Genomic DNA, 25,816 nt, shown 5'->3' with positions numbered 1-25,816 from the left:
CATGAGCAATCTGCACCCCCAACTGCTGCAACGCCTGCATGCCGCCGTCGGCGCTGCCGGCCTGGTTCTCGACGACGCCGCCAAGGCGCCCTATGAAAGCGACTGGCTCAGGAAATGGAACGGCCGCAGCTCCATTGTCGTGCGCCCCGCCGATACCGCGCAGACCGCGGCCGTGATGGGCATCTGCCATGACACGCATACGCCGGTGGTGACCCAGGGCGGCAACACCGGCATGAGCGGCGGCGCCACGCCCGATGCCAGCGGCGCGCAGGTGGTGCTGAGCACGCAGCGCTTGAACCGCATCCGCAGCGTCGATCCGCTCAACAACACGCTGACCTGCGAGGCCGGCGTGCTGCTGGCGCACATCCAGGCCGCGGCGCAGGAGGTCGACCGCTTCTTCCCGCTGAGCCTGGGCTCCGAAGGCAGCTGCACCATCGGCGGCAACCTGGCCACCAATGCCGGCGGCATCGCGGTGCTGCGCTACGGCAACGCGCGCGAGCTGGCGCTGGGCCTCGAGGTGGTGCTGCCCGACGGCCGCGTGTGGCATGGCCTGCGCGCGCTGCGCAAGGACAACACCGGCTATGACCTGCGCGACCTGTTCATCGGCTCCGAAGGCACGCTGGGCGTGATCACCGCCGCCGTGCTCAAGCTCTCGCCGCGGCCCGTGGCGCGCGCCACGGCCTGGGTCGGCGCGCGCGATATCGCCGCGCTGGTGCAGCTGCTGGCGCGGCTGCGCGCCGATTGCGGCGAACGGCTGGTGGCGTTCGAGATGCTGTCGGCGCCGTCGCTGGCGCTGATCCTGGAACAGGTGAGCGAGGTGCGCGCGCCGCTGGCGGGCGAACACGCCTTCCATGCGCTGATCGAGCTCGCCGACACGCAGGGCGAGGGTCTCGCGGCGCTGCTCGAACGCAGCCTCGAAGCGGCGCTGGAGAACGCCTGCGTGCAAGACGTGGCGCTGAGCGTGAGCGGCGCGCAGACCCAGGCGCTGTGGAAGATCCGCGAAGGCATCTCGCAGGCGCAGATGCGCGCCGGCAAGGCCGTCAAGCACGACATCGCGCTGCCGATCTCGGCCCTTGCGGCCTTTGTGCAGCAGGCCGACGCCGCGCTGCAGGCCGCGCAGCCCGGCGTGCGCATCATCAATTTCGGCCATCTGGGCGATGGCAACCTGCACTACAACGTGCTGCTGCCGCGCGATACCCCGCCCGAGGCGCTGGCGGCCGCCACGGCGCGGTTCAACCGCATCGTGCATGACCTCGTGGCCGAGGCCCAGGGCTCGATCAGCGCCGAGCACGGCGTCGGCCAGCTGCGCCGCGACGAGCTGCGCCACTACAAATCGGAGGTCGAGTTCGACCTGATGATGCGCGTCAAGCAGTCGCTCGACCCGAACCAGATCATGAACCCGGGCAAGCTGATCTGACGGCCATCGGGGGCTTTGCCGGTGGGATCGGCAGTCGCGCGCGCGGGGTGGCTACAGTGGAGGCTTTTGCCTCGCAGCACGACCCATGGGCCACACCAGACGACAGATTCTCCAGCTTGCCGCGCTGGGCGCAGCAGCGCCCGCGTGCCAGACCTTCGCCGCGGCGCCCGCTGCGGACCGCGATGCGCAGCTCCGTGCTGCGGCTGAGCAGGTGATGCGCGCACACGGCGTGGCCGGCATGGCCATTGCCGTGACGCACCAGGGCCGCCATCGCTTCCATAACTTCGGCCTGGCTTCGAAGCCCGGCAATGCGCCCGTCACCAGCGACACGCTGTTCGAGATCGGCTCGATCAGCAAGACCTTCACCGCCACGCTCGCGGCGCTGGCCGAGGCCAGCGGCCGTCTGTCGCTGGCCGACAGCCCGGCGAAGTTCCTGCCCGAGCTGCGCGGCAGCCCGATTGCCGCAGTGGATCTGCTGGGCCTGGCCACCCATACGGCAGGCGGCTTTGCGCTGCAGTTGCCCGACGGCATCGACACGCCCGAACAGCTGACGGCTTATTACCGCGCCTGGACGCCGTCCTATGCCCCGGGCACGGCGCGCAGCTATGCCAACCCGAGCCTCGGGCTGCTGGGCATGGCGGCGGCCAAGGCCTGGGAGATGCCCTTCACGGACGCCATGCAGAAGATGCTGTTTCCCGCGCTGGGGCTGCGCGATACCTATCTCGACGTGCCAGCGTCTGCCATGCACCGCTATGCCCAGGGCTACGACAAGGCCGATGCGCCGGTGCGCGTGAACCCCGGCCTGCTCGCGGCCGAAGCCTATGGCGTGAAGACCAGCGCGCGCGACCTGATCCGGTTCATCGACCTGAATATCGACCCGTCCAAGGCCGGCGAACCGCTGGCGCAGGCGCTCGCGGCCACGCGCCGCGGTTATTTCCAGCTCGGCGCCATGACGCAGGATTTGGTCTGGGAGCAGTACGCGCTGCCGCCGGCATTGGACATCCTGCTGGAAGGCAATTCCAGCCGCGTGGCCCTGGAGACACTTGCGGTCGAGCGGCTGGTGCCGGCGCGCGCGCCGCAACCCGGCGCCTGGGTCAACAAGACCGGCGCCACCAACGGCTTTGGCGCCTATGTGGCGTTCGTGCCGCAGCAGCAGATGGGCGTGGTGATCCTGGCCAACAAGAACCTGCCGGCCGCGGCGCGCGTGCGCCTGGCTTTGCTGCTGCTTCAGGGCGAAGCGCGCTGAATCGTTCTATCCTAGGCGCTCAACTGAAGGAACACCGCATGGCACAGAACCCCTCCGAACCGCCCAAGGTCTGGACCCCGCCGCCCGCGCTGGGCGGCAAATTCGGCAGCATCAACCGGCCGACGGCCGGCGCCCAGTTCACGCAGGAGCTGGCGCGCGGCGACAAGCCGCTGCAGCTGTACTCGATGGAAACGCCCAACGGCATCAAGGTCGCGATCCTGCTGGAGGAACTGGCCGCGCTGGGCGTCGCGGGCGCGGCCTACGATGCGCACCGCATCGACATCCTCAAGGGCGAGCAGTTCGGCAGCGGCTTTGTCGCCATCAACCCGAATTCGAAGATTCCCGCGCTCGTTGACCAGAGCGAGACGCCGGCGCTGCCGGTCTTCGAGTCGGGCGCCATCCTGCTGTACCTGGCCGAGAAGTTCGGCCACTTCATTCCCGCCGGAGCGCAGCGTGCGCAATGCCTGTCGTGGCTGTTCTGGCAGATGGGCAGCGCGCCCTATCTGGGCGGCGGCTTCGGCCATTTCTATGTCTATGCGCCCGAGAAGATCCAGTACGCCATCGACCGTTTCACGATGGAAACCAAGCGCCAGCTGAGCGTGCTTGACAACCAGCTGCGGGACAACGAATACCTCTGCGGCAGCGAGTACACGATTGCCGACATGGCCGTCTGGCCCTGGTATGGCGGCGTGGCGCTGGGGCGGGTGTACAACGCGGCGGAGTTTCTCGATGCGCAGGCGTATCCGAACTTGTTGCGCTGGGCGCATCAGATCGATGGGCGTGCGGCGGTGAAGTCGGGCAGCGCGCTGTTCAAGTGAGCGGGACGCAGCGGCCCGCGCGCGCCCGGCGTGCGCCGTGGGGCATGGCCAGCATCCTGGCCATGGCGTGCCTGCCGGTCGTGCTCGCGGCCGGCTATTTTTTCGGCTATCCGCCGCGCTGGCTGCTGTGGAGCTACCCGGTAGGGAGCGTTGTGAGCTTCTTCGCCTACGCTGTCGACAAGTCGGCGGCGCGCCAAGGCAGAGGGCGCATCTCGGAAAAGACGCTGCACTGGCTTGGGTTGCTCAGCGGCTGGCCGGGCGCGCTGCTGGCGCAGCAACTGCTGCGGCACAAATCCTCGAAGGCGCAGTTTCGTGCCGTTTTCTGGTGCAGCGTGGTGCTGAACATCCAGGCTTCTATTTTTCTTGCAAGCCCATATGGGCAGGCGCTGGCAGGACGCTAAGGCCTTACGCAGCGCCCCCCGCAGCGCTCAGATAAGCACCTTGCGCGCGCTGTTGGCTTTGGACCAATGCAGGATTTCGTAGCTTTGGCGCAAGCCGGCGGCAAAGAAGGGGTCGGTTTGGATCAGCGCCTCGATCTGCGCACGAGAGTCTGCCTCGGCGATCCACAGCCCGCCTTTCGCGGCCTCGTCGGGCGCGTGGCGCAGCGAACCGGCAATCGGCACCACGTCCTTGTTTTGTTCCAGCCAATCGATATGCGCCTGGAGGTGGGCGGCACGCAGGTCAGCGTGGTCGGGCTTGTCGGTGAAGATGATGGCAAAAAGCATGCGGTGTCGTGTGCCGTGTCTGCGAGTGTGGGGTGACGGGATTGCGGCTTCACTCGAGATGATCACCCTTCGACAGGCTCAGGGCGAGCGGTTTGCGCCCTTGGACAGGCTCAGGTGAGCGGGACACGCGCTTCCAAGGTTCCCTCCGTTCGTCCTGAGCCTGTCGAAGGATGGACGGCCAGGAGTCAGGTACGAACAAGCGTAGGTTGGTGGCGCGACACCCAAGCTTCGACAGGCTCAGGGGGGCCCGCCTAGGGTGAACGGGTGGCATCCTTCGACAGACTCAGGATGAGCGGATTACACCCTTCGACAGGTTCAGAGCGAGCCGGATATGCGTTTCGCCCGGCGCAGGGCGAACGGGCGGGCCGGGCAAGCGCTTCGGTGTCCACCCGCACCCGCACCCGCACCCGTCGCCGCGCTCAGCCCAGCACCTGGCGCCGCGGGCGCGGCTGATTGGGCGCGGCGCCGATCGGCTGGCCCGAGGCCGGCACGGCGCGTTCGCGGCCCCAGGCGCGGATGTTCTCGATCTGTTCGGGCGCGGTCTTGGACAGCGGCACCACGTTGATGAAGCTGCGCCGGAACAGGTCCGGCGTCACGGCGGCATCGCCGTCGAGATAGGCTTGCTTGACGACTTCGCGCACCGCCGATTCGAGGTCGGAGCCGGCAAAGCCATCCGACAGCTCGACCAGCTCGGTCATCAGCTCCTCGGGCATGGCCTGCTTCAGGCCGCGCTGGATGTAGATGTCGATAATCTCGCGGCGCTCCTGCGGCGTGGGCAGGTCGACGAAGAACAGCTCGTCGAAGCGGCCGCGGCGCAGCAGCTCGGGCGGCAGCTTGGAGACGTCGTTGGCGGTGGCGACCACGAACACACGCGCGCGCGCTTCCTGCAGCCAGTACAGGAACTGGCCGACCAGGCGCGTCGAGGTGCCGCCGTCGCCGCCCCCCTGCGCGCCGGCGAGGCCCTTCTCGATCTCGTCGATCCAGAGCACGCAGGGCGAGACATGGTCGGCGGTGGCCAGCGCATCCTTGAGGCGCGACTCGCTCTGGCCCAGGTACTGGCCGTGGATCGTCGACAGGTCGAGCCGGTACAGCGGCAGGCCCCAGTTGGCGGCAATCGCCTTGGCCGACAGCGACTTGCCGCAGCCCGGCACGCCGACCAGCAGCACGCCGCGCGGCGGGCGGATGCCGCGCTCGCGCAGGTCGGCGGTGAGCAGCGGACGCTCCTTGTCGAGCCACGACTTGAGGCCGCCCAGGCCACCGACATTGAGCTCGGTGCCGCGCACGGCCACGCGCTCGATGCCCGAGATGTCGGCAAAGATGCGGTCCTTGGCGTGCATCAGCTCGACCATGTCGGCCTTGCTCACGCGGCCGTTGGCCAGCAGCGTGGCAATAATGTTTTCCGCCTCGATGCGCGAGATGCCGGCAAGGATGGCCGCGGCGCGGCGCTCGTCGTCGGCGTCCCATTCGATGGGAAAGTGGCTGCGGTAGGCGTCGAGGTTCTCGCGGATGATGGCGTGCATCTCGTCTTCGGTGGGGTAGGACAGCGCGAGCGACATGCCGGCGCGCTGCAACTGGCCCCAGACCGGCTTGGTGGTGATGACCACCACCACGCCGCTGTGCTCGGCCGCCAGCATCACCACGTCGAGCAGGTGGCGCGCCGACGCGGTGTCGTCCTCGATGTCGGAGATCTCGGTCAGCACCACCGACAGGTTCTGGCGCTGCGCGAACTGCTGGCTCGCGAAGTCCACGGCGCCCGCGGCCGAGCGGTCCTCGTTGACCGAGCGGCCGGTCGCGAGTTCGCGCGTGCCCTGCGACAGCGTGTGCACATAGACCGGCGCGTTGAGCGTGGCCACGACCTCGCGCATCAGGTCGAGCACGCGCGCGCGTTCCGCGCTGCGAATGGAGATGAACGGAATCCGCGCCTTGAGATAGCGCGTGAGGGTGGCCTTGAACTCGGTGGTGTCGCTCATGGAATGCTTCAGATCAGGATATTGCGCCGCCGCGGGGCTGCGGGCGGCGTGGCCGCAGGTGCTGCGGCAGGCGCAGGGGCCTCGGGCACAGCGGCCAAGCTCAGCGTGTCGTAGCGCAGCAAGGGATTGTTTTGCAGCAGCAGGCGCAGGCGCCCGCTGCGGTCGGCGCGCGCCGAGTCTTCGAGCGATTGCTGCGAGCGCTCGGCAAAGCCGCGCACCTCGCGCACCAGGTGGCTGCGCAGCGTCTCGGCAAAGGCCGGCAGCTGGGCCAGGCGGTGCAGGAAGAACAGCGACTGGCGCGCGTTGACGATGGCGCGCACCACGCTGGCTTCATCGGCGCCGGCGCGCAGATCGCGCGTGAGCCGCTCGGAGCAGCGCGTGAGCCGCGCATTGAACTCATCGGCCAGGCGCTGCGCAAACAAGGGACCGACGCCGCCGCTCCAGGCCAGCGTGCCGCGCGCCATCTGCGCCAGGCAGGCATCGTCTTCCAGGCCCGATGCCAGCCGGTCGAGACAGTCGCTCCATTGCGCGTAGGTCTGCGGACCCGTCGGTGGCAGCGGCATTTACTTCACGCGGCGGATGAAGGGCGTGGCCGGCAGCAGATCCCACGCGGGCAGGGCGCCGGCCAGTGCATCGCGCGCATCGTCCGGCACCGGTTGCGCCACGGGCGTTGCGGCGGAAGTCGAGCCCGCCGCCGGCGCGGGGGCCAGCCCGGGGCGGGCGGGGGGCGTATTGTCGGGAATGATCGTGCGGTTCATGCGCTGGCTCCTGCGGGGCTGTTGACCATGACGCGGCGCACCGTGTCATGCGATGAGAGGATGTGCTGCTCGGGGCTGATGCCGCCCAGCAGCGCCGCCACCTCGGCGGCCACGGCATCGCGCCGGGCGATGTCGCGGCGCAGTTCCACGGTTTCGGCGAGGCAGGCACGCAGCGCCTGGGTCGATTGCTCGAGCAGCCTGGCGAAGTCGGCCTTGACCTTGGCGCGCCGCTGGTCGAGCTGGCGGTAGGTGAGCCACACCCAGCCCAGCGCCGCGGCGCCGATCACGAAGCTGAACCAGCCCATGCTGAACGACAGGAACAGCATGGCGATGCCAAACGCCACCGCCAGCCAGTGCATGCCCGTGAGCTTGACCTCGGCCAGTGCCGCGGCTTCGCGCGCGGCAATGCTCTGCGTCAGGCTGTCCAGCAATTGCGCCTCGTTGTCGCCCTGGGCGGTGCTGCCTTTCCAGTCCTCGATGGCGATCTCGATCTGCGTCGGCACGGCCATGCGCGCCTTGGCCGTGACATCGGCATGGGCATCGACGATCCAGTCGCGCGAGTGGGCAATCGCAAAGCGCTGCGTGGCGCGCGTCACATGCGAGGTTTCGGGATGCATCGCGGCGTTGGTCAGCAGCTGCGTGAAGTCGACCTCGGTGTCGAGCGCCGCGCTCTGCAGTTCATAGCGCTTGCTGGCGGCGCGCTTGTCGCCGTTCTCCTCGATGATGAAGCGGCACATCTCCTCCTGGCGGCGCAGCGGCAGTTCCTCGTCGTCGAAGCGCGTAACCAGCTTGCTCAGCAGGTCGTCGACCGCGGTCAGCACGCTGGGCGCGGCCTTGATCTCGCCGTCGAACACGCCCTTGAAATGCGCGAGCACCGCCTGGTGCATGGCCACGCCGTTGAGGGCCGCGTTGAGCGCCGGCCAGGTCGGGCTCAGGCGCTGCAGATGGCTGTAGCGCTGGCCGTGGTCGGTGTTTGGCGCCTTGGACACCAGGGCCTTGCTCCACTGGACGCGCTGCGCCTCGACGAAGCCGGCCTGCTGCGACAGCTCGTCGATCCAGGCGCTGACGCGCTTGCTGCAGTGCATGGTGACATCGGCGCCGAACACGCCGTTGGCCATGGCATCGATCATGACCACGGTCTGGCGGTCGAGCTGGTAGGGGTTTTGCAAGCCGAAGTAGCGGTCCAGCCAGGTGCGGTTGGCGTCGATGCGGCCCGCGCGGCGCGCAATCAGCGCAAAGAACAGCGAGGTCTTCTCATCATCGCGGCGCAGCGCTTCGGCCAGCGCGCGCGTGGCCAGCTCGCGCTTGTCGCCCAGCCAGGCCGACAGCGCCACCAGCGCCGGGGCCAGCCAATAGCGCGGCGCCGAGATCATCAATTCCTCGGTGGCGCTTTGCAGCGTTTCCTTGCGCACCAGCTGCACGTCGGACGCCTGCAGCACGCCCGTGGCCTGGCGGCGCACGACGGCGTAGTAGCCAAAGCTGGTTTCCAGCTCCTGGCGCACCTTGACCTGGCGGGTTTCGGCCAGCGACAGTTCCTTGGCCTTGAGGTCGGCCTCGACGAAGTCGGCAAACGCCTGCTCGAGCCGCGACAGCTCGGAACGGGTCTGCGACAGCTCCTGCCCGACGGACTCGACCTGGCCGGAAACGGTGCCGATGTCGCCTTTGAGGCTGCGCAGGGATCCGAGGATCAGGCTCAGGTCTGCGACCTGGATGATGCGATCTGTACTCATGGAAAGACCTTTCAGATATCGATGACGGCGGTCTGGCCGCTGGCGCTGACGGTGATCAGCCGGGTGGGGTAGACCTCGATGAAGGCGTAGCCGGGATGCTGGGCCAGCGCGCGGGCGCGCTCCATCAGCGGGGGCAGGGCCTCGCCGGTCTTGAAGTGCTGGATGATGTTGCCCGCACAAGTGAGCGTGTGCACCTCGTGCGGCGCGCCCAGGTGGCACTTGGCGACGATGCCGAGCGGCAGCGCGTCGATGGCGACGTCGGGTAGTTCCTGGCGGATGGCGTCAAGCAGGCCTTGCGTGGCTTGGGCCGCATGCGCGGCCTGCAGCTGCGTGCCGGCGTCGAGCCGGGTCATGGCTTCGATATAGGCCGGCGAGCGCTTTTGCCGCAAGCGTGCCTGCAGCGCCGCGCCGTCCAGCGCGCTGCGGCTGCCGGCCGGCGCGGTGCGCAAATCGCCCGCTGATCCGGCAGTCTTGATGCCCAGGATGGAACGCGCCATCGGTGTCCTCTTTGCTTTTGTAGATGGTTATGCAAGTATTGTTACAAGAGAAGAGGAGCGGTTGGAACACGAACGCGCATTATTTCGATTCTTTTGCACTTTTCTGGTGCGCGCGACGCCATCCAGCAGAAGGCCCCCAATGGCGGCGCGTGCGCGCCTTGATGCAGCGCAAGCTTTTTGTCAGCCTTCAAGCACTTCGGGTAAACCCGTGGCAAAATACTTTGCATGCAAACTAATTCTGAGGACAGCGCCTGCGACGCGCCTGGTACCGGCCAGGCGCGTTCGCGTTTCGGGCTGCTGATCGCGCGAGTCTACCGACAGTGGCGGCGCCAGGTGGATCTGAGCTTCAAGGATCTGGGGTTGTCGGACGCGACGCGCACGCCGCTGCTGGTGCTCTACGAGCAGGGCGGGCCGCTGCGGCAAAAGGACCTGGCCGATGCGCTTTATCTCGACAGTTCCTCGCTGGTCCGGGTGCTGGCGCAGTTGCGCGAGGCGCAGCTGGTCGACTGGCAGTGCGACCCCGCGGACCGCCGCACCAAGTGCATTGCGCTCACCGAGCAGGGCCGCGCGATTGCGCAACTGATCCTCGCCAAGAGCCTGGAGATCGAGCGCGTGCTGCTGGCCGAGCTGTCGGCCGAGGAGCAGCAGGTCACGCGCGCGGTGCTGAACAAGATTTCGCAGCGATTCGCGGCGCTGGACGGCGCGGCGACCTGAACCAGCACCCGGACGGCTTCGGCGGGTGCGGCACAACAATACGGTGGAAAAATGAAATTGAAGGCATCGCCCTTTGCATGGGTGAGTTTCGCGATGATCGTCGGCGTGATGGGCACGGCGCTGATCAGCCCGCTGTATGCGCTCTACAAGCAGGCCTGGAACCTGCAGGCCAGCGACATCTCGCACATCTATGTGATCTACATGGGCGGCGCGCTGTGCACGCTGCTGTTTCTCGGCCGGCTGCCCGACCGCATTGGCTTTCGGCCGGTGATGATGGCCGGGCTGGGCATGGCCATGGTCGGCACCTTCATCAGCCTGATTGCCTGGAACGTGGCCAGCCTGAGCGTGGGCCGGCTGATCGTCGGCGTGGCGTCCAGCATGGTGACCACCAGCGCCACGCTGGGCCTGGCCAAGCTGTCGCCGCCGGGCAATGTGCAGCGCGTGGCGATGATGAGCGGTTTTCTGATCGCGCTGGGCTTTGGCGTCGGCCCGCTGGTGGGCGGGCTGATCGGGCAGTGGGCGCCGTATCCGCTGGTGACCACCTATGTGCCGACGCTGGTGCTGGCGGCGCTGGGACTGCTGGCGCTGTCGCGGCTCGAACTGCCGGTCGATGCGGCGCCGCAGAACCCGCAGCCGCTGCAGTGGCGTGACGTGCTGCCCAAGCTGACCTGGCCTGCGGGCGAGGCCTCCAAAGCCTTTGCGCTGACCAGCAGCCTGCCGTTCCTGGCGTTTGGCGTGTTCGGCCTCTATGCCTCGATGTCGCCGCTGTTCCTCGACAAGCTCGTGCCCTGGCATGGGCCGGTGGTCAGCGGCACGGCGATCGCGCTGATCCTGCTGATGTCGGCATGCACGCAGATCCTGGCCGGGCGCCTGCCCACGCACTGGTGCGGCGCGCTGGGCCTGGCGAGCCTGGCGCTGAGCAATGCGCTGCTGATGCTCAACCTGTGGGCCGGCTCGGCCACGCTGTTCGCGCTGGGCGTGCTGTTCACGGCCGCGGGCCATGGCATGAGCATGCTGGCCGGCATGAGCATGGTCAACCGCATTGCCCATCCTGCCAACCGCACCGGCCTGCTGTCCACCTACCTGGTCATCGGCTACATCGGCTCGATGGTGCCGATGCTGGGCATTGGCTGGATTGCCGACAACTGGGGCATGGACGCCGCGGTGCGCATCTTCTGCTGCATCGTCATCGTGCTGGGCATCACCGCCGCGGTGTTCTTCCAGCGCCATCCGCGCATGCAGCCGGCGCTGGCGGCCGCATGACCATGCGTGCGCCGCTGTGGCTGCTGGTGCTGGTCACGTTCAGCGGCACCATGGCAATGCACATCTTCGTGCCGGCGCTGCCTGTGGCGGGCGCGGCGCTGGGCGCGTCCGCGGCCAGCATGCAGCAGACCATCACGCTGTATGTGATCGGGCTGGCACTGGGCCAGTTGATCTACGGGCCGGTGTCCGACGCCGTGGGCCGGCGCCCGGCGCTGCTGCTGGGGCTGTCGGTGTATTTCTGCGCCGGCGTGATGGCGCTGCTGGCGCCGACGCTGCAATGGCTGCTGGTCGCGCGGCTGCTGCAGGCGCTGGGCGGCGCGGCCGGCATTGCGCTCGGGCGGGCCATCGTGCGCGACACCGCCGAGCCGGCGCGCGTCACGCGCGAACTGGCGCTGCTCAATCTGCTGACGCTCGCCGGGCCGGGCCTGGCGCCCATCGTGGGGGCGTATCTCGCCGACCATTTCGGCTGGCGCGCGATCTATGTGTTTCTGGTGGCGATCGGCAGCGCCATGCTGGTGTGCACCTGGCGCCTGCTGCCCGAAACCAACGGGCAGCTGCGGCCGCTGAGGGTGGCGTCGATCGGGCGCGACTACCGCCAGCTGCTGGGCCATCCGGGCTTTGCCGGCTACATGCTGGGCGGCGCCTGCATCACCTCGGCGCTCTATCCCTATCTGGCCTCGGTGCCCTATATCGTGCATGGGCAGATGGGCCTGCCGATCAGCGCCATCGGCTGGTTCGCGGCCAGCACCATCGTTGGCGCGAGCCTGGGCACGTTTCTCACGCGGCGGCTTTCGAGCCGCTGGCCGGCCGAGCGCTTCCTGTTCCTGGGCGCGGGCCTCGGACTCACGATGGCGGCCACGCTGCTGGCCTTTCATGCCATGGGCTGGCTGACCCCCGGCTGGCTGCTGGCCATCACCATCACCATGACCTTTGGCGCGGGTCTCGCCAGTCCGGCGGCGCTGGGCAGTTCCCTGGCGGTCATGCCTGCGCTGGCCGGATCGGCCGCTGGCCTGTATGGCTTCGGCCAGATGGCCATGGGCGCGATCGGCACGCTGCTGGTCGGCCATGGCGACGACCCCGTGGTGTCGTGCGCGGTAACGCAGATGTGCATCACCGGGCTGGCATTGGCCAGCTTCCGCATGGCCCATGCGTATGGAGCCGGCGCACAGCGCTAGGCATGCACTGCCCCGGCGCGGGGTGCAAGGCGCGTTGATTTTTTGCGGCCCGACTGCGGCCGCATGGGCTCCTTCCGGGTTCGGCATTGTGGAAAAACAACATAGCTAATAGTTAACCACTATTGATAATCAATAGAGATTAACTATAGTTCGGGTTGATTTGGCGCAATCGACCTTTGTTGGCAGGCCGGACGACCAGGGCCTGCCGCGGCCGTCGATCCCCTGTGTCGCACAGGTTGAATGCGCAATCAGATTGCCTGCATCACACCGAACCACAGAAAGAGTGCCATGTCGAACGATGTCGAACACCAATCTCCGGGCCAAGCCCTGGATGGCGCAGTAGCGCAGGAAGTGCCGGAAGTTAGCGCGCAAGCCGCCGCCGAAGCAGAAGCTGCCGCACAAGCCGCTGCCGATGCACAGGCCGCTGCCGATGCACAGGCTGCGCAACAAGCCGCAGCTGCCGCTGAAGCAGAAGCCGCCGCGCAAGCCGCGGCCGAGGCAGAAGCTGCCGAACAAGCCGCAGCCGTGAAAGCCGCTGCCGAAGCACAAGCCGCAGCCGATGCACAGGCTGCGCAACAAGCCGCAGCTGCTCTAGCTGCCGCTGAAGCAGAAGCCGCGGCCGAGGCAGAAGCTGCCGAACAAGCCGCAGTTGCCCAAGCCGCCGCCGAAGCACAAGCCGCTGCCGATGCACAGGCTGCCCAACAAGCCGCAGCTGCTCAAGCTGCCGCCGAAGCAGAAGCTGCCGAACAAGCCGCAGCTGCCCAAGCTGCCCAAGCTGCCGCCGAAGCGGAAGCCGCCGCGCAAGCCGCAGCTGCCCAAGCTGCCGCCGAAGCAGAAGCTACCGCACAAGCCGCAGCCGATGCACAGGCTGCCGCTGAAGCACAAGCCGCAGCACAAGCTGCACCCGTGCAGGCTGCCGCCGAAGCGGAAGCTGCCGCGCAAGCCGCAGCAAAGGCAGAGGCGCCGGCCGAGCGCGAGCCTTCTGCGCAAGAGGCGCAAGCCGGGCGTGGGGAGCTGCACTTCACAGCGGGCAAGGAGTCTCTGCTCGATGCGGCCACCCATGCCATCGACAAGGCAACTGCCGCCTGGGCGAGTGTCAGGGACCGCGTTGGCGATGTGTCCGCCTACACCCTCGAAAATGGAACGAAGGCATTGGATGCGGGCAAACAGGTGCTCAATGACGTGGCCGCCTATGCTGTCGAGAAAGTGCCCGCGGCCTGGGCTATTGCCAAGGACCGCGTTGGCGATGCGTCCACCTATACCGTCGAGAATGGAAAGTGGGCATTGGACACGGGCAAACAGGTCGTGAATGACGTGACCAGCCATGCCGCCTGCCAGGCGTCGGCGGTGTGGGCCTCCGCCACGGAGCGCGTTGGCGCTGCCTCCAGCTATGCCACGCAGCAGGGACAGTGGGCTTGGGATAGCGCCTCCGACGCCGCGGCGCAGCAGCTTGGACCGGTCTGGGCCGCGGCCAAGGAGCATGGCGCGCAAAACGCGTCGCTTTACCAGGGCACGGCGCTGATGGCGCTCGCCGGTGCGGCGGTCCTGCCGCCCGCGGCACCCGTGTTCGGCGCGGCCGCGGTGGCGACGGCCATAGCGTCGCTGCATATCGCCGGCGGCGACAACATCGTCGCGGACGGCCTGAAGTCTGTGGGCGAGAAGATCGACGCGCCAGCGGCCATCTTAGCGATATATGGCGCGGCGCTGATCAAAGGCGCGTGCGTTGGCTACCTGCGCGACATGAACCCTGGCGCGCAAGCCTTGAAAACACTGCGCAGCATTGATTTCATGTCGCCCCTGGACCGGACCGAGGGCGAATGGCAGCAATGGGCGCTGGAAGTCCAGCGCACGGTGGCCCAGGCTGAAAATGAATTTTCGTCCTATGGCACGCCTGTCATGACCGGCATGGTCAAGGAAGTCGTGGCGCAGACCCACGGCATGCTGGTGGCTGCGGGCACTGCCGTGGCAACGGGTCTGCTGCCCGCGCTCTACGACTATGCGTGGGGCGAGCCCGATCACCGCGCCGTGCCCTGTGAAGCCCTGGACGCGCCAGCGGTGGCCTTGCTGGGTTCGGCCACGCCGGATCTCGCCGAAGCGCTGTGAGCCGAAGCAGGCCGCGCTGTGGCGTGCGCCAAGTGAAACGGCTGCGCGTGCCCGGCGCCAGCCAGGATGGAATGGGGTAGGACCGGGCCCCTCCCGCACCTTGTGTTTGTGGCAGCAAGGTGCGTTTTCAAAGGCCGGCCCGTCTACGGGTGGGCCGGCCTCTTTTTTCCCCACATGCCGCCAGCGCGGCAAACCCTGCGCGGCCCGCCTTCATGCGGATGCAGGAGTTGCTGGAGACGGCCGTCTGGCACGCCCGTGACCGGCATCCGTCCAGCGGTCCTACAGGAAGCAGCGCCAGCGCGCAAGTCCGTGTGCTGGCATCAACCCAAACCAAAGAACCATGTCTATGCGAAACGATATCGAAGTCCCGGTTGCAGTCCCAATGCCAGCTGCCGCAGTTGCGGCCGTGCAAGCCGAAACCGCCACGCCAGGCAAAGTATCCGCGCCATCGGCTGCGCAAGCGGAGGCTGCACGCGGACTCAATGCGGCGATAGCCAGCGCGGTCGCTGTTGAAGCAGAAGCTGCGCGTGAGCTGGAGGCCGCACAGGCCCGCGCAGCCGCCGGCAAGGCAGAAGCCGCGCGGCAACTGGAGGCCGCCCAAACCCGCGCCGCTGCCGCTGAAGCCCAGATTGCACGCGTATTGGAGGCTGCACAGGCCCGCGCCGCAGCCGTCAAGGCACAAACCGAACGTGAACTGAAGGCCGTTCAAGCCCGCGCCGTTGCCGCTGCCGCGGAGGCAGAAGCAGCGCGCGAACTGGCGGCAGCGCAAGCCCGCGCCTCCTCCGCCGAATCGCAAGCTGCGCGTGAGCGTGCGGCCGCCCAGGCTGCCGTCGCGGCCCAGGCAGAGTCGGCACGTGAACTGGAGGCGGCACGCGCCAGCGCCACTGCCGCCGAAGCAGAAGCAGCGCGCGAACTGGCGGCAGCGCAAGCCCGCGCGTCCGCCGCCGAGGCACAAGCCGCGCGTGAACGTGAGACCGCGCAAACGGCTGTCGCCGCCAGAGCAGAAACCACCATGGAGCTGGAGGCTGCGCAAGCCCGCGCCACTGCCGCCGAAGCACAAGCCGGACGCGAACGCGAGGCCGCGCAGACCGCCATCGCCGCCCTGGCAAAAACCGCGGGTGAACTGGAGTCCGCCCAGGCCCGCGCAGCCGCCGCCGAAGCAGAAGTTGCGGCGCTGGCACCTGCCGGGCAAGCGGACGCCGCAGCTCAAACGGCGCAGGGCCATGAATTGGCGCTTGTGCACGAGGCGCTCCCGGAGAGCATTCACCAGGGGGAAGCGGCCGAAGCGTCTGCGACTGCGTTGGTGACGGTGGTTGGCTCGGCCGCGCCGGAGCTTCTCGGCGCCGCGTGAGTCGGCTGCTGCCGCCCTGCGGCGTCACCCAGCTGGAAAACCGGCTGCGCGCGGCGCGCCGCAGCCAGGAAAGGGGTAGGACCGGGCCCCTCCCGCACCTTGTGTTTATGGCAGCAAGGTGCGTTTTCAAAGGCCGGCCCGTCTCTGGAGGGGCCGGCCTCTTTTTTTTCAAACATTGCTTGCGGCCAGCGCCGATTGCGCGACCTGGCCATTCTTGCGCCAGAACCGCTGCGAGCCCGGCGCTGCCCCTGCGGGCGCTCGCGCACAGGAGTCCTGCATGGATGCACTGACCTTTACCGCTGAAATCTTCAAGGCCGCGGCCTGGCCCGCAGTGGCCCTGGCCGTGGCGTTGGTGTTTCGCTCGCAACTGCGGGCGTTGATGGCGCGCCTGAGCCGCGGGCGGGTCGGGCCGGCCGAGTTCGAGTTCGAGCAGCAGCTCCAATCGCTGGCCGCGCGAATGCCCCAGGCGGGACCGGCCGCGCCGGACGCAGCGTCGGGACGTCCAGGGGCGAGCGCGCTGCCTGCCGCTGGCGCGGCGCGCAAGGACATCCTTGCTGCATGGGCCTGCCTGGAGCAGGCGGCGCGCACCGGAATGCAGCATCTGTCGCCACGGGACATGGTGCTGTACCGCCAGCTGGGCGCGCTGCGCGACCAGGCGCAGCACAACCCCGGGCTCGAGCCCGCGGCAGAGGCGGTGCGCACCTATGTGCAGCTGGCGCGCGGGCTGCAGGCGCGCATGGAACGCGGGCGCGGCGCCGGCTAGCTTCGGACACTGCGCGCCCACGGCGGAGGCTCCCAGGCTGACCCGGTTCTCGACCAGCCCCGCCCGTCTCGGCGGTATGCCCGCAGGCTTCACATAGCGCGTTTTCGGTGAGCATGCCGAACAGCGGCAGGGCGGGCGCAACGCGGGCAATGATCTGCGCGCGCTCCAGCTCGGCCATGGCGGACTCGCGCCGGTCGCACCGTCATAGATGGTCGAGCTGCTGAAGCTGGCGGCCAAATGCCTGCCCGCGGGCGCGGGGCTGCAGGTCCGCGAATGGCACGAGGTGACGCCCTTCAATGCCGATGTGCTGGCGCAGGCATGCTGCTCTTGAACGCCGCGCTGCGGGTCAAGCCCGAAGTGTTTGTCGGCTTCGCCGCGCAGAAGTTCGATGCGCAAGGCCTTTGCGCCCATGCCGCCACGCGCAGCAGATGGCGGCGCTGGTGCGGCATGTGCCGCGCCAGAAACGGGGGCTGGCGCTGGACCGGGCCGGCGGCGCAAAAGCGCGGTTCAACCGTGGATGGGGTCGGCGCTGTCGCCCAGGGTGATGCCGGTCAGCGTCGCTTCGGCAAGGGCTTCGGCGACTGCCGGCGCGGCTTCGCGCCAGCCAGCAGCCGGCGGCGCCTCTTCGGTGGCGTCCGAGGTCTGCGGCTCGTCCTTGGCGGCACTCAAGGCCGCCAGGCGGTCGCCAGCGTCGCTGAAGATCTGCTTGATCTGCTCGCCGGCCGCCTTGAACACCATCTTGATGTCTTGCTGCGCGCCCGTCAGCACCTGCTTGATGTGTCCCGCGCTTTCCTTGACTTCCGCCGCCGCGGTCTTGACGGCGGGCGTTTGCTGCGCGTGCGCGATCAGGCTCTTGATTTCGGAAGCCAGGGCCTTGAAATCGGCCGTCAGACTCTTGAATCCCTCACGCAGGCCGAGGTAATGCGAATGGTGCGAATGGTGGCGGGCCATGTCCCTGTCCTTCATTGAAAGCGGTTGAATATCCTGCGGCAGAAAGACGACGGCGATGCCGGTCTGGTCTGCGGCGGGGTCACAGGCTCAAGGCCTGCCGCAATGATATCTATAGGATATATATTAACAATAGCCAATACCTATTAAATCAGGAATTTTCGCAGAATTCGCGTGGCGTGTTGATTGCCGGGCTCTCGCCAAAACGGCGTGGTGCCGCTGGCGATGGCGCACGAGTAAACGCCGTGGGGGACGCCTTGCCTCACGCGCCCTCGGCAGGTTTGCCGGCGAGGTAGTCGAGACTGCTGATGCGTGCCTGTCCAAGGGCGTCGATGGCGAGCGCCACGCGGATCTCCAGTGATTGGTACAAATGCTCCATCTCGCGCACGGATTCCATCTTGTCCAGGCGCAATTCCTCGTTGGGCTCGGTCGCGACATCCTGGCGGCACAGGGCCACCAGCTGCAGCTGCGCGTTTTCGCGCTCGATGCGGTAGTCGGTCTGCTGGCGCGCCGAGGAGGGACACATCGGCGCGTTGCCCGAGGCCGCCGCCACCAGCGTGGACTGCATGATGAGGGCAAAGGTCGCCTGGTGGGCCAGCGCATGCACGGCCTCGACTTCCTCGGGAGTGCAGGCCAGCTTCGCCAGTTCGGCGTCCAGTAGCTGCAGGCGCAGATCCTGGCGCGGCTCCAGCGCCAGCGTGTCGTCGTCCGGAACGGGCTGGCCGGCGACTTCGTAGCCGGCCCGCACGATGTCCAGGCGCAACTGCTTTTCAAGGTCTTCGTGGCTGCGGTCTGAACGCAGGGCGGCTTCGATCTTGTTCCAGTCGCAGCCGATCGCCGTGCGCGTGAGCAGCAGGCCTGCACCGTGCTCCTGGTCGTCCAGCAGCAACGCATAGGTCTCGCGGCCGTCCTCCACGCGGTGTTCGACGCGTTCCTGAAAACCCTCGCCCGCAAGGCCGCGCAGCTTGAAGAACCATTCGATCTTCTGCGCATCGGGCGTGGTGGGGGCGTACAGGTCGAAAAGGCATTTCTTGGCTTCCTCGCGGTCGGTGCCGCAAAAGAAGTCCGCGACCTTGTCCCAGATACGGCTCGCAAGGCTGCCGATATGGTCGCGGTCGCTGGCGTTGCGAACGTCGGCAACGCTGCTTGCGCTGAGTACGTCAAAACCGCTATGGCGCGAGGCCACGATAGACAGGGTATTCATCGGAGCTCCAGGAGGGCGTGGCGAAATCGCCGCAGTCCGTGGGTAACCGCGGACGTGCTCGAGGTTCCCGCGGCCCGGGACGCATGGGACAATGCCGGTTTTTGCGCCCCCGCCCAGCTCCAGTGAACCGCCGCGTCGATCCCTACAGCCTGCGCCTCTTTGTCGCCGCCGCCCAGGCCGGCTCCATCGTGCGCGCCGCGGCGCAGGAGCACATTGCGGCCTCGGCGCTGAGCCGGCGGCTGGCGGATCTCGAGCATGCGCTGGGCCGGCCGCTGCTGGTGCGCTCGCCGCGCGGCGTGGCGCTGACCGAGGCCGGGCGCGTGGTGCTGGCGCGCGGCCTGCAGCTCGACGCCGACCTGCAGGCGCTGGTGCGCGACGTGCAGGCCGAAGGCGATGCGGTGCGCGGCACGGTGCGGCTGTATGCCAACATGTCGTCGGTGATCGGCTTTCTGCCCGAGCGGCTCAAGCGTTTCATGGCGGCCTTTCCCCAGGTGCGCGTCGAACTGCATGAAATGGACACCGGCGATGTGCTGCGCGCCTGCCGCGACGACCGCGCCGATGTCGGCGTCGGCGTGCAGATGCAGGCGCCCGCGGGCATCGATGCCTGGCACTTCGCGCAGGATCCGCTGTACGTGGTGGTGCCTGCCTCCCATCCCCTGGCGGCGCAGGCGGCGGTGGATTTCGCCCAGGCGCTGGACCATGCGCTGATCGGTATCCACCAGGGCGGGGCGCTCGACCGGCAGCTGCATGCGCGCGCGCTCGAACTTGGCCGGGCGTTTGCGCCCACGGTGTCGGTCAGCAGCTTCGACGCGGTCTGCCGCATGGTCGAAGCCGGCCTGGGCGTGGCCGTGGTGCCGCAAAGCGCGGCCGCGGCCTATGCGGGGGCCGCGCATTTTGCGCGCCGCCCGCTCGCGGCCAGCTGGGCCGCGCGCAGCCTGCATCTCTATGCCTTGCACCGCTCGCCGCAGCCGCGCGCCACGCAGGCGCTGATCGACAGTCTCAAAGGGTAAGCCCGGATCGCGCATTTTGCGCGACCCCCTGTGCCGTGTCGGCGCTTGGCGCGATGGGCCGGGCGGGGGAGCATGGCGCATGCCTTTCGAATCCCCGTCTTCCGCGATCCATTCCGGCGCGCTGCGTTTCCATCCCCGCATTCTTTTCTTGAGCCAGTCGCCCGATAGCGTCGAGGCCGTGCTGCGCGGCGACGCCATGACGCTGGCGCAAGCCGCGCCGCTGCGCGACGATGTCTCCACCGACGAGATCACCCCGCTGCCCATCCTGACCCATTACGACGAGAAGCTGGGCCGCTACCCGTATACCGGCTTCAAGGCCGGCGACCGTTTGCCGATTGCCCCCGGCGCCGTGGCCGCGGCCGGCATCGAGGTGGTGGTTGCGGGCAGGCGCTATGGCAAGGGCTCGTCGCGCGAGCACAGTCCCACGGCCGAGAAGCTGGCCGGCGTGCGGCTGGTGATTGCCGAGAGCTTCGAGCGCATCTACCGGCAAAACGCCGACAACATCGGACTGTTCACCTCCACCGACATGGGCCTGGTCGACCGCATCGCCGCGGGCGAGGCGATTGCATTGGAGGAACTGCTGGCCGGGCGCGATGCGCTGGCCGCGGCCATCGTGCGCAGCGGCGGGCTGCTGCGCTTTGGCCAGGCGCATCTGCGCACGGTGCAGGCCGGCGGCGCGCCGGCGCACACGCGCCCGCGCACGCTGTTCGAGAAGATCGTCGCGCGCCATGCGCTGGCCACCGCCGCCACGCCGGCCGCGCCGCGCGTGGGCGAGGGGCTGTTCGTGCGCGCCGACTGGCGCTTCATCCACGAGTACTACACCGCCATGGCGGCGCACATGCTGCACGCCAGCCTGGGCCGGCCGCTGGCGCTGCAGGCGCCCGAATCCGTGATCGTGTTCGAGGACCACACCTCCTATGTCGAGGAAAGTCCGGCCCATGTGCGCGGCGGCCTGGTGCCCAACGTGCAGCGCATGGTCGAGGCGCAGCGCGCGTTCGTGGCCGAATACGGCCTGCGCGCGCACCGCACGCTGACCGAAGCCGAGGCGCTGCAGGACAGCGCACGCGCCGCGGCCGGCATCTCGCATGCGATGGTCGCCGAGCACTACGCGCTGCCGGGCCAGCTGGTGGCGGGCACCGATTCGCATACGCCGCACAGCGGCGCGCTGGGCTGCGTGGCGTTTGGCGTCGGCACCACCGACATGGCCAACGCACTGGTCACGGGCGCGGTGCGCCTGACCATGCCGGCCGCGCTGCTGGTGCGCTGCGACGGCCGGCTCGCGCCCGGCGTCACGGCCAAGGACCTGGTGCTGCATTTGCTGGCGCTGCCCTTCATCCGCGCGGGCGGCGGCGTCGGCAAGGTGTTCGAGTTCTGCGGCGCGGCGGTGCAGGCATTGTCCATCGACGAGCGCGCGACGCTGACCAATATGACGGCCGAGCTGGGCGGGCTCACCGGCATCGTCGCGCCCGACGAGGAAACGCGGCGCTTTCTGCGCGAGCGCCGCGGCGTGGACTTCCGCATCGAGGACTGGATGCACAGCGACCCGGATGCCGACTATGCGCAGGTGCTGGAGATCGACGGCGCCGCCGTGGCGCCGATGGTGGCCGCACCGGGCGACCCGGGCAACGGCCGGCCGCTGGCCGAGGTGGCGGCGCCGGTGCGCATCGACATTGCCTATGGCGGCTCGTGCACCGCGGGCAAGCGCGAGGATTTCAGGCATTACCACGAGGTGCTGCGCTGGGCCGCCGACCGCGGGCTGCGCGTGGCGCCGGGCGTGTGGCTATACCTGCAGTTCGGCACGACGGCGGTGCGCGACCACTGCATCGCGGCGGGCTACATGGATGCATTCGAGCGCGTCGGGGCGCGCCTGCTGCAGCCCTCCTGCGGCGCCTGCGGCAACTGCGGGCCGGGCGGCTCGGAGCGCGCCGACCAGGTCACGGTGAGCGCCATCAACCGCAATTTCCCCGGCCGCGGCGGCCCGGGCAGCGTGTGGCTGGCCAGCCCGCCGACGGTGGCGGCCAGCGCCATTGCCGGCGAGCTGCTGTCCTTCGAGCAGTTGCAGGCGCGCCATCGCTGAGCGCGCGGCGCCGCGGCGTGGCTGGCGCAATCCAGCCGGTGACAGTCAAAACAAAGGAGACAAGGCGATGAAACAAGGATTCACCATTTCCCGGCGTGCTTGCCTGGCCGCGGCCGCGCTGGGCTGCTGCGCGCCCGGCGCCTGGGCGCAGGGCGCCAGCGGCGCCAAGCCGATCCGCATGGTCGTGCCGCTGGCCGCGGGCTCCACGGTCGACGCGATGGCGCGCGCCGTGGCGCCCGGCTTCGGGCGCGCGAGCGGCCACGCCGTGGTGGTCGAGAACCTGCCGGGCGCGGGCGGCATCACCGGCACCGCCCAGGTCGTGAAGGCGCCGCGCGACGGACTCACGCTGGGCATGATCTCCTCCAACCATGTGATCAATCCCGGCATCTACAAGTCGATTCCCTTCGACAGCCTCCAGGACATCACGCCGATTGCGGTGCTGGCCACGGTGCCGCTGGTGCTGGCGGTGCATCCGGCGCTGCCGGTGAAATCCGTCGCCGAACTGCTGGCCTACGCCAAGGCCCATCCCGGTGCGCTGAACTACGGCTCGGCGGGCAATGGCAGCACGCTGCATCTCGCGGGAGAACTGCTGGTCAGCGAAACCGGCATCGACATCAAGCATGTGCCCTACCGCGGCACCGGGCCGCTGGTCACCGACCTGATCGGCGGCCAGGTGCAGCTGGGCTTCGTGTCCATCTCCCAGGTCGCGCCGCAGATCAAGGCCGGCACGTTGCGCGCGCTCGCGGTGAGCACCGCCCAGCGCTCGGCGGCGCTGCCCGAGGTGCCGACGCTGGCCGAAGCCGGTGTGCCCAAATACGCGTTCGATGCCTGGGTGGCGCTGGTCGCCCCCGCCGGCCTGCCCAAGCCGCTGGTCGATGGCTACGCCGCGGCCATTGCCAAGGCCATGGCCTCGCCCGAAGCGCAGGCGGCCGTCGCGGGCCAGGGTCTGATGCCGATGGCGCTGGGACCCGATGCGGCGCCTGCCTTTTTCCAGTCGGAGCTGGCCAAGCACCAGAAGCTGGTGAAGCAATCCGGTGCCACGCTGGACTGACATGGCGTTGTCACCCATCCACCCCGGCGAAGCCACGGCCGATCTCTGCGACCGGCTGGGCGCGCAGGCCCGGGTCTGCCAGTTGCCGCTGAACTCCTATGGCGGCCTGCGCGCGCTGGCCGCGCCCATCGCCTGCGTGCAGAGCTTCGAGGACGCGGGGCCGCTGCGCGCGCTGCTGCAGACGCCAGGGCAGGGCCGCCTGCTGGTGGTTGACGGCGGCGGCTCGCGCCGCGTGGCGCTGCTGGGCGAACGCATGGCACGGCTGGGCCTGGCGAACGGCTGGCGCGGCGCCATCATCGACGGCTCGGTGCGCGACGTGGCGGCGCTGGCGCAGCTCGATTTCGCGGTGCTGGCACTGGGCGCGGTGCCGCAGCGCGCCGCGGGCACGGGCCAGGGCGGGGCGCAGGCCGGCATCGCTCTGGGCGGCCTCGACGTGGCAGGCGGCGACTGGGCGCTGCTCGATGCCGACGGGCTGGTGTTTGTGCGCTGAGCTTCATCGCCGGGGACTGGCTGCCCTTTAGGGCGCGCCGCTAGCAGGCTCCCACACACACTGGGCGACCTCTCCTACAGGTTCGATTTCGGGCTCGACAATAATGGGAAGACTGCTTGAATATATCAGGCGTCATTCACCATAAAAATGAAACTCATCATTGTCTCGAACCGGGTCTGTCACGCTGAAAAACCGCAATCCGGAGGCTTGGCGACAGCGGTGCAGGACACGTTTTCAACCATCGAAGGCACCTGGATCGGCTGGAGCGGACAAATTGCCGAGACCGATGAAACAAAATCCGAAAAACGGGGGAATATCGATTATCAAGTGTTTTCGCTGACCGAAAAGGAATATCGCGAGTATTATCTTGGATTCTCGAATGAGGTGCTGTGGCCGGTATGCCATTCGCGGCCCGATTATCTGCAGTTTTCCGCGCAAGCCTACCAAACCTACTGCGCCGTCAACGCGAAGTTTGCCGACCAGGTGCTGTCCTGCGCGGAGGATGGAGATGTGGTCTGGGTGCATGACTACCATCTGCTGCTCGCAGCGCAGTCCTTGCGGGCCTGCGGGCACCAGGGCGTGGTCGGCTATTTCCACCATATTCCCGTGCCGCCAGCCGAGCTGCTGCGCACCATTCCCTGGCATGCGGAACTCCTTTGCGCGCTGCTGGACTATGACGTGGTCGGACTGCAGACTCGCAACGACCTGAAGAACCTCATGGATTACTTCCAGTCATTGCGCGGGCAGCATCCGGAGCTGCACGTGCAGGCGGCGGGCGACGAGGCGTTCCGGCTGCATTGGCGCGGACGCAGCACGCAGTTCGGCGTCTATCCGATTTCCGTCGACACCGCGCGCATCGAGGAAGGCGCGCCGCGGGCCTGGGCGCTGCCGCCCGTGCAGGAACTCAAGCAGTCGCTGGGCGCGCGCGCGCTGGTGATCGGCGTCGACCGGCTGGACTACAGCAAGGGACTCGAGCGCAAGTTCCAGGCTTTCGAGCGCCATCTGGGCGAGACCGCGAGCGCGCAGCTGCCGGTGCTGCTGCAGATCGCCAGCCGCTCGCGCAGCGAGCTTGCCAGCTACCAGCAGCTGTGCGAGGGGCTCGAGGCGCAGGCCTCGCGCATCAACGGCCGGCACGGCACGCCCAGCTATGCGCCGATCCGCTATGTCAACACCGTCTATGCGCAGTCGCTGCTGACCGGGTTCTACCGGCTGGCGCGCGCCGCGCTGGTCACGCCGGTGCGCGACGGCATGAACCTGGTGGCCAAGGAGTATGTGGCGGCGCAGGACCCGGATGATCCGGGCGTGCTGATACTGTCCGAGTTCGCGGGCGCGGCGCAGGAGCTGGGTGAGGCGCTGCTGGTCAATCCTTTCGACACCGCCGGCGTGGCCCAAGCCATCGAGCGCGCGCTGCACATGCCCCAGCTCGAGCGCGTGCAACGCCACCGCGCCATGCTCAAGCGCCTGCGCAGCCACGATATCGAGCGCTGGCACCAGCGCTTCCTGTTCGATCTGTGCGCCTGCCAGCCGCACCTGCTGGAGCGCACCGGATCATGAGCGCCGCAAGCCTGGCCCGCTTCGAGCTGGCGCTGCAAGCCGCGCCGCAGCTGCCTGCGCCCGGCGCCTACGCGGGCGCGACGCTGGAGCGCTGGCGCACGCTGTCGGCGCTGGCCGCGCAGGACCTCGCGGCCTGCAAGCTGGCCGAGGCGCACTGGGATGCGCTGACCATACTGGCCGATATCGGCGCCGCGCCGCCGCCGCACGCGCGCATCTGGAGCGTCTGGGCCGCGGAGAATCCGCAGGCGCCGCTGCAGCTGCAATGCCAGGCCCAGGGCGCGCGGCTGACCGGAACCAAGTCCTGGTGCTCGGGCGCGGACATCACCACCCATGCGCTGCTGACCTGCGAGGACCTCGAGCGCGGCGCGTGCCTGGCGCTGGTCGACATGCGCGCGCCGGGCATCGCCATCGAAGGCCAGGGCTGGCAGGCACTGGGCATGCGCCATGTGCCCACGCCCAGCGTGCGCTTCGAGGCCACGCCCGCAACCTGGCTGGGCGAGCGCTCGGTCTACCTGCAGCGCCCGGGGTTCTGGCACGGCGGCGCCGGCATTGCCGCCTGCTGGTATGGCGCGGCCTGCGAGATCGCGCAACTGCTGCGCCGCAAGCTGCATGCCGAGCAGCCGCATGCTGCGGCGCACCTGGGCGCGATGTTCAGCCAGCTGCGCGCCGCGCGCGGCATGTTCCACGCGCTGGCCCAGCGCATCGACGACACGCCGCACGCGCCCTGGATCGAGGAGGTGCAGGCGCTGCGCAGCTTCGTGCGCGGCCTGGCCAGCGACATCATCGAGCGCAGCGCGCGCGCCATGGGCCCGGGGCCGCTGTGCACCGATGCCGCGCATGCGCAGCGCTGCGCCGACCTCGCCGTCTGGGTCACGCAGCAGCATGCGGAAAAGGACGACGCGGCGCTGGGCCTGGCGGCGCAGGCCGCGGGCATCGTGTGGGAGCTGTGAGC

At 68.6% G+C, this 25,816-nt stretch carries 25 protein-coding genes; 17 read left to right on the top strand and 8 right to left on the bottom strand.

Going from position 1 to position 25,816, the window contains the following annotated elements; translation table 11 throughout:
• Position 1: 1 nt before the first annotated feature.
• The 4 genes from HUK68_RS20140 (at position 2) to HUK68_RS20125 (ending at position 3,882) form a co-directional block, all read left to right on the top strand.
• The gene (locus HUK68_RS20140) at positions 2-1,417 is read left to right on the top strand and encodes an FAD-binding oxidoreductase (RefSeq protein ID WP_175506038.1); all 1,416 of its coding nucleotides are present in this window, start codon (positions 2-4) and stop codon (positions 1,415-1,417) included.
• An 85-nt stretch (positions 1,418-1,502) separates the two neighbouring features.
• Positions 1,503-2,663: a class C beta-lactamase gene (ampC, locus tag HUK68_RS20135; RefSeq protein WP_175506037.1), complete on the top strand. Its 1,161-nt coding sequence runs from the start codon at positions 1,503-1,505 to the stop codon at positions 2,661-2,663.
• 38 nt (positions 2,664-2,701) lie between these two features.
• The gene (gene yghU / locus HUK68_RS20130) at positions 2,702-3,481 is read left to right on the top strand and encodes a glutathione-dependent disulfide-bond oxidoreductase (RefSeq protein ID WP_175506036.1); all 780 of its coding nucleotides are present in this window, start codon (positions 2,702-2,704) and stop codon (positions 3,479-3,481) included.
• Between the two features lie 44 nt (positions 3,482-3,525).
• Complete coding sequence (locus tag HUK68_RS20125) at positions 3,526-3,882, top strand: DUF1294 domain-containing protein (protein WP_244146405.1); 357 nt, start codon at positions 3,526-3,528, stop codon at positions 3,880-3,882.
• 27 nt (positions 3,883-3,909) lie between these two features.
• Here the strand turns inward: HUK68_RS20125 and HUK68_RS20120 are convergent, their stop codons facing one another.
• The 6 genes from HUK68_RS20120 to HUK68_RS20095 form a co-directional block, all read right to left on the bottom strand.
• Positions 3,910-4,206 (bottom strand): YciI family protein, encoded by a 297-nt coding sequence (locus HUK68_RS20120; protein ID WP_175506035.1) that lies wholly within the window; start codon positions 4,204-4,206, stop codon positions 3,910-3,912.
• Between the two features lie 419 nt (positions 4,207-4,625).
• The gene (locus HUK68_RS20115; protein ID WP_175506034.1) at positions 4,626-6,176 is read right to left on the bottom strand and encodes an AAA family ATPase; all 1,551 of its coding nucleotides are present in this window, start codon (positions 6,174-6,176) and stop codon (positions 4,626-4,628) included.
• A gap of 8 nt (positions 6,177-6,184) precedes the next feature.
• Positions 6,185-6,739, bottom strand: a complete 555-nt coding sequence (locus HUK68_RS20110; RefSeq protein WP_175506033.1) for a hypothetical protein — start codon at positions 6,737-6,739, stop codon at positions 6,185-6,187.
• On the bottom strand, positions 6,740-6,934 hold the full coding sequence (locus tag HUK68_RS20105) for a hypothetical protein (RefSeq protein WP_175506032.1): 195 nt from the start codon (positions 6,932-6,934) through the stop codon (positions 6,740-6,742).
• Positions 6,931-8,664, bottom strand: a complete 1,734-nt coding sequence (locus HUK68_RS20100) for a hypothetical protein (RefSeq protein ID WP_175506031.1) — start codon at positions 8,662-8,664, stop codon at positions 6,931-6,933. The genes HUK68_RS20105 and HUK68_RS20100 overlap by 4 nt, the downstream gene beginning before the upstream one ends.
• A gap of 11 nt (positions 8,665-8,675) precedes the next feature.
• Entirely contained in the window at positions 8,676-9,161 is a 486-nt protein-coding gene (locus HUK68_RS20095) for a hypothetical protein (protein WP_175506030.1), read from the bottom strand.
• 225 nt (positions 9,162-9,386) lie between these two features.
• Here HUK68_RS20095 and HUK68_RS20090 point away from each other — a divergent pair, with 225 nt between their 5' ends.
• From HUK68_RS20090 to HUK68_RS23450, 7 genes are all read left to right on the top strand, one after another.
• On the top strand, positions 9,387-9,875 hold the full coding sequence (locus tag HUK68_RS20090; protein WP_175506029.1) for a MarR family winged helix-turn-helix transcriptional regulator: 489 nt from the start codon (positions 9,387-9,389) through the stop codon (positions 9,873-9,875).
• A gap of 51 nt (positions 9,876-9,926) precedes the next feature.
• Positions 9,927-11,138, top strand: a complete 1,212-nt coding sequence (locus HUK68_RS20085; RefSeq protein ID WP_244146404.1) for an MFS transporter — start codon at positions 9,927-9,929, stop codon at positions 11,136-11,138.
• Entirely contained in the window at positions 11,135-12,313 is a 1,179-nt protein-coding gene (locus HUK68_RS20080) for a multidrug effflux MFS transporter (RefSeq protein WP_244146403.1), read from the top strand. Before HUK68_RS20085 ends, HUK68_RS20080 begins: the two co-directional genes overlap by 4 nt.
• A gap of 288 nt (positions 12,314-12,601) precedes the next feature.
• Positions 12,602-14,416, top strand: coding sequence for a hypothetical protein (locus tag HUK68_RS20075; RefSeq protein WP_175506028.1), 1,815 nt, complete (start codon positions 12,602-12,604; stop codon positions 14,414-14,416).
• A gap of 406 nt (positions 14,417-14,822) precedes the next feature.
• Positions 14,823-15,767, top strand: a complete 945-nt coding sequence (locus HUK68_RS20070) for a hypothetical protein (protein WP_175506027.1) — start codon at positions 14,823-14,825, stop codon at positions 15,765-15,767.
• A 277-nt stretch (positions 15,768-16,044) separates the two neighbouring features.
• Positions 16,045-16,530, top strand: a complete 486-nt coding sequence (locus HUK68_RS20065; protein ID WP_175506026.1) for a hypothetical protein — start codon at positions 16,045-16,047, stop codon at positions 16,528-16,530.
• A 208-nt stretch (positions 16,531-16,738) separates the two neighbouring features.
• A complete protein-coding gene (locus HUK68_RS23450) occupies positions 16,739-16,861 on the top strand; it encodes a hypothetical protein (RefSeq protein WP_279614319.1) in 123 nt (40 codons plus the stop codon).
• Positions 16,862-17,037: 176 nt separating this feature from the next.
• Here HUK68_RS23450 and HUK68_RS20060 read toward each other — a convergent pair whose 3' ends face one another.
• The gene (locus tag HUK68_RS20060) at positions 17,038-17,481 is read right to left on the bottom strand and encodes a hypothetical protein (RefSeq protein WP_175506025.1); all 444 of its coding nucleotides are present in this window, start codon (positions 17,479-17,481) and stop codon (positions 17,038-17,040) included.
• Positions 17,482-17,740: 259 nt separating this feature from the next.
• The gene (locus HUK68_RS20055) at positions 17,741-18,682 is read right to left on the bottom strand and encodes a hypothetical protein (protein WP_175506024.1); all 942 of its coding nucleotides are present in this window, start codon (positions 18,680-18,682) and stop codon (positions 17,741-17,743) included.
• Between the two features lie 122 nt (positions 18,683-18,804).
• Between HUK68_RS20055 and HUK68_RS20050 the strand changes: the two genes are divergently transcribed.
• The 6 genes from HUK68_RS20050 (at position 18,805) to HUK68_RS20025 (ending at position 25,814) form a co-directional block, all read left to right on the top strand.
• Positions 18,805-19,692, top strand: coding sequence for a LysR substrate-binding domain-containing protein (locus tag HUK68_RS20050; RefSeq protein WP_491523268.1), 888 nt, complete (start codon positions 18,805-18,807; stop codon positions 19,690-19,692).
• 79 nt (positions 19,693-19,771) lie between these two features.
• The gene (locus tag HUK68_RS20045) at positions 19,772-21,769 is read left to right on the top strand and encodes an aconitase family protein (protein ID WP_175506022.1); all 1,998 of its coding nucleotides are present in this window, start codon (positions 19,772-19,774) and stop codon (positions 21,767-21,769) included.
• 67 nt (positions 21,770-21,836) lie between these two features.
• The gene (locus HUK68_RS20040; protein ID WP_175506021.1) at positions 21,837-22,820 is read left to right on the top strand and encodes a tripartite tricarboxylate transporter substrate binding protein; all 984 of its coding nucleotides are present in this window, start codon (positions 21,837-21,839) and stop codon (positions 22,818-22,820) included.
• Position 22,821: 1 nt separating this feature from the next.
• Complete coding sequence (rraA, locus tag HUK68_RS20035; RefSeq protein WP_175506020.1) at positions 22,822-23,310, top strand: ribonuclease E activity regulator RraA; 489 nt, start codon at positions 22,822-22,824, stop codon at positions 23,308-23,310.
• A 147-nt stretch (positions 23,311-23,457) separates the two neighbouring features.
• A complete protein-coding gene (locus HUK68_RS20030; protein WP_244146402.1) occupies positions 23,458-24,864 on the top strand; it encodes an alpha,alpha-trehalose-phosphate synthase (UDP-forming) in 1,407 nt (468 codons plus the stop codon).
• A complete protein-coding gene (locus HUK68_RS20025) occupies positions 24,861-25,814 on the top strand; it encodes an acyl-CoA dehydrogenase family protein (protein WP_175506018.1) in 954 nt (317 codons plus the stop codon). Before HUK68_RS20030 ends, HUK68_RS20025 begins: the two co-directional genes overlap by 4 nt.
• Positions 25,815-25,816 lie beyond the last annotated feature (2 nt).

The sequence above is a fragment of the Comamonas antarctica genome (genome assembly GCF_013363755.1).
In the GTDB taxonomy this organism is placed as follows: Bacteria; Pseudomonadota; Gammaproteobacteria; order Burkholderiales; family Burkholderiaceae_C; genus Comamonas; species Comamonas antarctica.
Note: the sequence above shows the minus strand (reverse complement) of the source record. Positions and strands in the feature narration are given on the sequence as shown.